Genomic DNA, 5,677 nt, shown 5'->3' on the forward strand with positions numbered 1-5,677 from the left:
CACGGCGTGGAGGCCGCTGGCCGGGGCGAAAGAGTTGCCGCCGATGTACGAACCGCTGTGGCAGTCGGTGCAGAAGAGGGAACCGGTGAGCCACTCGTCGGTGTCGGCCGCGAGGTGACAGGTGTTAACGCAGGTGCTGTCGGTCCCGTTGAAGGCGGAGATGCTCGTTCCGAGGACCGGGGAGGTCACCACGCTGTCGAGGGTGCTGTGGCTGTTGGGGGCGTTGTTGTCGTTGTGGCAGTCCACGCAGTCACCCACACCAGAATCCACGTAGGCGGTGTTGTTGCGGTGGACGACGTGGACACCCTGGACCGGCGGCCAGCCGCGTTCCAGGCGAAGGCCGGCAGCGTCGTGGCAGTCGGTGCAGGAGAGGTCCGCGGGCGAGTCCAGCCAATCCCCGGCCGAGGCGGCGTCCACCAGGTGGCACGTGTTGGCGCACCCGCCGGTGCCGGCATAATACGTCCCGATCTCCGCGGCGATGGTGATGTCGCTCACCGTGGGCCCGTCGATGTGGGTGGGCACCGAGGCGCTGGGCCCGCCCTTGTGGCCGTGGCAGTCGGCGCAGTCGCCGGGCACGAAGAAGTCGTTGAAAAGGTGGATGCCGTGGCGGCCGGTGGCAGGTCCGGTGGCGCTGTCGATATCAGCAGCGACACCCCCGGCGACCAAGGTCCCGCCGCCGTTGTGGCAGTCGACACAGTCGAGGGTCGTTCCCGAGGTCCAGTCCCGGCCGTCCACGACGGCGTGGCAGCTGTTGGCGCAGGTTCCGAGGGTATCGTCGTAGGCGCTGACCTGGCTGGCAAAGGAGGCCGACTGGTTCACGTGGCCGATGTGGTCGCCGATGTCGGCGCCGGTGCCGTGGCACGGTTCGCAGTTGCTCACGTAGACGCTGCTGGCGATGTGGGGCTGGTGGGCGCCCGAGGTGGGCGCCGCGTCGGCCAGGTTCCCGCTGTCGATCCCGTTGTTGTGGCAGGAGGTACAGGTGGTGGTCCCGCCCCACTGGGGGGTGGTCCCGTTGTGGCACCAGACGGATGAGCAGCTTTTGTCGGCGGTGCTCCACGTACCGGTGACGACGGTCAGATCGAAAACGACATCGATCTGCCGGTCGACGTGCTGCGTCCTGTCGAAGAGGGTCCAGCCGTCAGCCGGCACGGTGTCCCGGATGGTGTCGTAGTGGCAGATCGAGCAGGTGTAGCGTCCGTGCTTGGTGGTGTCGAGGTGGCTGTTGGCTTTCGTGTCGGGCTGGGTGATCCCGCTGCCAGGTGTGTAAACGGCATCCCCGGTCCCGCCGTTAGCGTAGTCGGGGGCCCCGAACCAGAGGGTCCCGGACGCGTCGGACCGAGTGGAACCGTGGCATCCCTCGCAGTCCAGGGTCGTGCCGAGATCCCCATCCCAGGCCTGGTCGGCGACCACCTGGGTGTTGTAGCGGTCGATGCCCTGCCCGTCCCCGTGGCAGTAGAGGTTGAGGCACACGTTGGGGGTGGGGGCGGAGATGGAGTAGGAGGGGCTGACCTTGTTCGCGCCTTCCGCTATGGCGTTGGGGTTGACGGATGGGTTGAAAACCACATTGCGGAAGGTGTTCGCCGCGGTGTCGTTGTAGTGGTAATCGGAATCGGTGAAGTGGAAGTGACAATAACGGCACTCATAGTTGTACCCTCCGTCGCCGGCGTGGACGGCGTGGGGTGTTTTGTCCTCAGCCTTGAAATAACCGGAATCCGCATAACCGGTCGCGAAACCGTTTGGGCCGCCCCCGTAGTTGGCAGTTGGAGGCTGGCCGTGGCAATTAGTGCATGAATCGGTAGCCATGAAAGCCCCTTTGCTGTCGTCGTGACTGTGGCAGGAGGTGCAGTTACTCGTGTAGCCGGTCCCACCGGAATGGATGGTATTGGTCGTGGCCGGGTCCATAAGAACTGAGATAGGACCGGGCCCACCAGCAACCCCGTGGCAGTCCGCGTTATCGCACAACCAGTTGCTGAATTCCCCAATGGCTACGCTGCTGTTGTAATAGGCTCCGACCGTCTCGTAATAGAGTGAAACCGTGGGAGAAGCCACCGGTATCGCGTTTCTCACCATAGCGATGTTGTTCCCGACCCCGTGTCCGTGGGGATCGTGGCAGTCCAGGCAGCCCACCTGATAGGAGGTCCCGCCGTGGCTGGACTTGCCCACGTGGCAGTTGGAGCTGACGCAGTTCGACAGAAGGGACTTCGACGTCAGGTTGGAGTCGGTGGCGGCTACTGAGAAGCTCAGCCGGGCACCGGTCGGAGTGCCGTCGGGGTTGAAGTGGTCCTGGCCCGAATCGTGGCAGCTGTTACAGGTGATGTTGCTGGTAGCCTCGAAACGGCCGTGGCCGTCACCGAAGAACTCGCTGCCGGCCCTGTTGGTCGGTGGATCGTCGAAGGTGTGGCAGACGCCGCAGTCGACTGGCTCCACCCTGCTCCCGTCGGACTTTTCCAGGGTGATGAGGTCCACGTTATTGGGCGAGTTGTGGACACCGTGGCATCCAGTGGCCGCCCCGTCCGTGCTCAGGCATCCCTGCACGGTGGTCGCAAAGGAGGACCCCTCCAGAGAGATGACACTGGAGGTGTAGGAGTGCTGCATGAGAGTCGGGGTGAAGATTGTCGCCGTCTCGTGGCAGTCCCGGCAGAGCTGGTTGTTGTCGCTGTTATAGGGGGATGACCTGAGAGTCGATGAGAGAGGAAGCGCACTGCTTCCCGTCCAGCCTACTGTGGCCGTGTTGACGCCGTGAATGTTGGGGTTGAACGGATTCGTTCCGCCGCCGACGTAAGTGACGTTGGTGTGGCAATCCACGCAGTCGAGCTGGGTGGGCTCGGTGTCGATATCGTTGGAAGTGTAGATGTTGAAAACGGGGTGCTTGGAGAGAGAGTAATCGGAGAAGTGGTTTTTGACGCCGACCTTGTTTGTGCGGACGGCGGAGTCGTCGTGGCAGTAGATGCAGGGAAGGGAGGAACCGCTGAGCCAGCCCCCGTTCTGGACCTCCACCATGCGCGCGTCTTTCTTAACGAGACGCGTCCCCTGGACGATCATGTCCTTGGCACCGCCGACGGCATGGCAGTCGTAACAGATTTCCTCAACCAGCTTGTGGTCGGCTATGGCCGGACCAGCGGTCAGGAACAGACAGGCCAACGCACAGAATAGGACCAAAAAACAAACGGATACGGTTGAGGCAAACCTATCCAATTCCATCAAAAGGCTCCTGGAAGGCTGGGCAGACCACCATCTACAGGGCGTCGGCCGTTTCCTGCTTTAGCGCATAACTTGTGGTTAATACCCCCTCCAACAGGAAAAGTTACACCCGTTTCAGCACCCTGAAACGGGGGTTTCTCAAAATCGGCCCAATATACCCTAAAACAGTTGCAGGAGCAATTTTTTACCATTTTTGAGAGCACGATGCGTGCCACTCGATACGGTTTCCAAACCCCTTTTAATTCAGCGTGTTACGCTTACATATCCGTCAGGCCCCGTTGCGCAATTGGAACTCTTTTAACCCAGAGTGGGTGCTTTGGCACATCCATAACAACAATTATGCCATCTCAAACTAAATTAACAGACCCGCGACGGTTGATATCCGGAAAAAAACGGGAAATCAGGAAGTAGCTGTAAAACAGCTGTTCCGGGAATCGCCTGTCAAATTGAGGCACGAAGTGATTTCCATCTGACGTCATTCCGGACAAGGTTTTTAAAACACTTCCGGAACGTCATGGGCTCCGGATACGGAATAGCGCCGTTTTCCCCAGAGCCTGTTCAACGTCTGTTCTGTGGTTGCCCTGTCATTTTCGGACAAACTGCCGCACCTGCGCAGGACCAGGTCCACGGGCAGCGTGAACAGCTTCATCCGGACCACAGACGGGGAAGAAAGCCCGGCGTCGGACAAATCCAGGATCGGGACGTCCAACGGCCAACTGCTGTGGCGAGCGCTGGTGATCATCGCCAGGATGAGATGCCCCGCAGAGTTATTGAACCCCCTGGAATCAGAAAGGACAAGAGCGGGCCGTCGTTTCTGTTTTTTCCTTTCCGCAAAGGGGAATGGAACGACGACAACATCGAACCTTTCATAGGTCATGGAACGCCTCGTCGTCTTCCCGGGACGACCATTCGCCAAGGGTTTCCATCACAGCACGGGTATAGGCCAGGTCTGCCGGGAGGGCCTTGCGTAAAACCACACCTTCCTTTGTTTCCTCGAAGCAGACCACGTCCCCTTTGCCAAGGCCCAGCTTCTTTCTGACGGCTGCGGGGATGGTCGCCTGGTACTTCGTCGTCAGCCTGGATGTCGCCAGTTTCTTCATCTGATCACCTCACCGTACCTGCTATTGCATTATAGTAATGGGTAATGGTCCATTAAATATTACCATACGATCTCAAAAACCACGATCATTTGATTTCCACATTTTTTTATAATTCCGAAAACTACCAGTTGAAAAGGTTTCCGAAAGAGAATATAATTCATTTCGTGAGTCATGCTGACTCACAAAATGAATTATGGAGGTGGCAGATACTTTGCATTTGACTATACGGGGTATGGGAAAAGAAGTGGAAGAGGCGATCCGCCGAATGGCCCGCGAAAAGGGGATCAGCTTGAATAAAGCCGTCATCAGGATGCTGGAAAAGGCCATAGGCCGATCAGGTTCGTCCGGAAAACCACCAATACATGAGGAACTGGACCGTTTTTCCGGCGCCTGGTCCCCCGAGGAAGCAGCCGAGATCGAGGGCAGTTTGTCCGGTACCCGGACAGTGGACGAGGAGCTCTGGTCATGAACCAGGGACCCGCAAGGATCCTGCTGGACACCTCCGCCTACTCGGCTCTCTTCCGTGGGGATGAGCAGGTCAGGGTTATCCTCCAGGAGGTCGAGGAGGTCGCCCTGAATCCGGTGATCCTGGGCGAACTGCTCGGAGGGTTTGCAGGTGGAATCTACGAAAAAAGAAACAGGGGACTGATCAAGGAGTTCCTATCCACGCCACGCGTCCGTGTTTATCCTATTGACGCCGACACCTCGGAACGTTATGCCGCCGTCTGGTTCCATCTTCGCCGCCAGGGTACTCCCATCCCCACCAACGACCTGTGGATCGCCGCTTCTGCCATGCAGCACGGCCTGGCGGTGCTGACGGCAGACAGGCATTTCCTGAAGGTCCCACAGGTTCTGACCTGGATCCTGAACTGAGCTACCGCGTCCAAACCGTCTTTCCGGAGTGACCAACCCCCGTCATTCCGGACAAGGCAGGGCCTTGATCCGGAATCCATGGAGTCCGGGTCAGGCCCGTCGTGACGGTAAATGGCCGGCCGGCTCCAGAACCCATGATTTCTAACTGCGGTTCCCTGCCCTTCGACAGGCTCAGTACTGGCGGGAACGCCGCCTCCCAGGCGCTGTCACGCGACCCAACCTCACTGGATTTTTACCGCCAAGCATGCCAGGAACGCCAAGAAAGGCAACAAACGAGATCAGGGTATAGCCGCGGTCATGCGACCCCACTTCCCTGAAATTTACCGCCAAGCACGCCAAGAACGCCAAGAAAAGCAACAAACAGGATGCAGGGTACAAACTCCGTCATATGACCCTGCATCTCCAAGGTTACTTCCAGGCCTTTGAGCCATACGGCAAGAAAAACCCTTCTCTATCAACATGTTTTAGCTGCTGTTTTTGTGAGGTTCTCTGTGTCTGGATCC

General features: G+C 59.0%; 5 protein-coding genes. 2 read left to right on the forward strand and 3 right to left on the reverse strand.

Features of this window, described 5'->3' with window-relative positions; translation table 11 throughout:
- From P1S46_11045 to P1S46_11055, 3 genes are all read right to left on the reverse strand, one after another.
- Positions 1 to 3,141: CxxxxCH/CxxCH domain-containing protein (locus P1S46_11045; protein ID MDF1537012.1), on the reverse strand; the 3,141-nt coding region annotated here is incomplete at its 3' end.
- Positions 3,142 to 3,694: 553 nt separating this feature from the next.
- Positions 3,695 to 4,078, reverse strand: a complete 384-nt coding sequence (locus P1S46_11050; protein ID MDF1537013.1) for a type II toxin-antitoxin system PemK/MazF family toxin — start codon at positions 4,076 to 4,078, stop codon at positions 3,695 to 3,697.
- The gene (locus P1S46_11055; GenBank protein MDF1537014.1) at positions 4,068 to 4,301 is read right to left on the reverse strand and encodes an AbrB/MazE/SpoVT family DNA-binding domain-containing protein; all 234 of its coding nucleotides are present in this window, start codon (positions 4,299 to 4,301) and stop codon (positions 4,068 to 4,070) included. Before P1S46_11055 ends, P1S46_11050 begins: the two co-directional genes overlap by 11 nt.
- A 289-nt stretch (positions 4,302 to 4,590) precedes the next feature.
- Here P1S46_11055 and P1S46_11060 point away from each other — a divergent pair, with 289 nt between their 5' ends.
- Positions 4,591 to 4,770: a hypothetical protein gene (locus tag P1S46_11060; GenBank protein MDF1537015.1), complete on the forward strand. Its 180-nt coding sequence runs from the start codon at positions 4,591 to 4,593 to the stop codon at positions 4,768 to 4,770.
- A complete protein-coding gene (locus tag P1S46_11065) occupies positions 4,767 to 5,174 on the forward strand; it encodes a type II toxin-antitoxin system VapC family toxin (GenBank protein MDF1537016.1) in 408 nt (135 codons plus the stop codon). The genes P1S46_11060 and P1S46_11065 overlap by 4 nt, the downstream gene beginning before the upstream one ends.
- Positions 5,175 to 5,677: the final 503 nt, after the last annotated feature.

Source organism: bacterium (assembly GCA_029210545.1).
Lineage (GTDB): Bacteria > BMS3Abin14 > BMS3Abin14 > BMS3Abin14 > BMS3Abin14 > JARGFV01.

Excerpts from the sequence above, each read along its gene's own strand:
- P1S46_11050 (MDF1537013.1), bottom strand. The coding sequence starts at position 4,078 with ATGACCTATGAAAGGTTCGATGTTGTCGTCGTTCCATTCCCCTTTGCG.
- P1S46_11055 (MDF1537014.1), bottom strand. The coding sequence starts at position 4,301 with ATGAAGAAACTGGCGACATCCAGGCTGACGACGAAGTACCAGGCGACC.
- P1S46_11065 (MDF1537016.1), top strand. The coding sequence starts at position 4,767 with ATGAACCAGGGACCCGCAAGGATCCTGCTGGACACCTCCGCCTACTCG.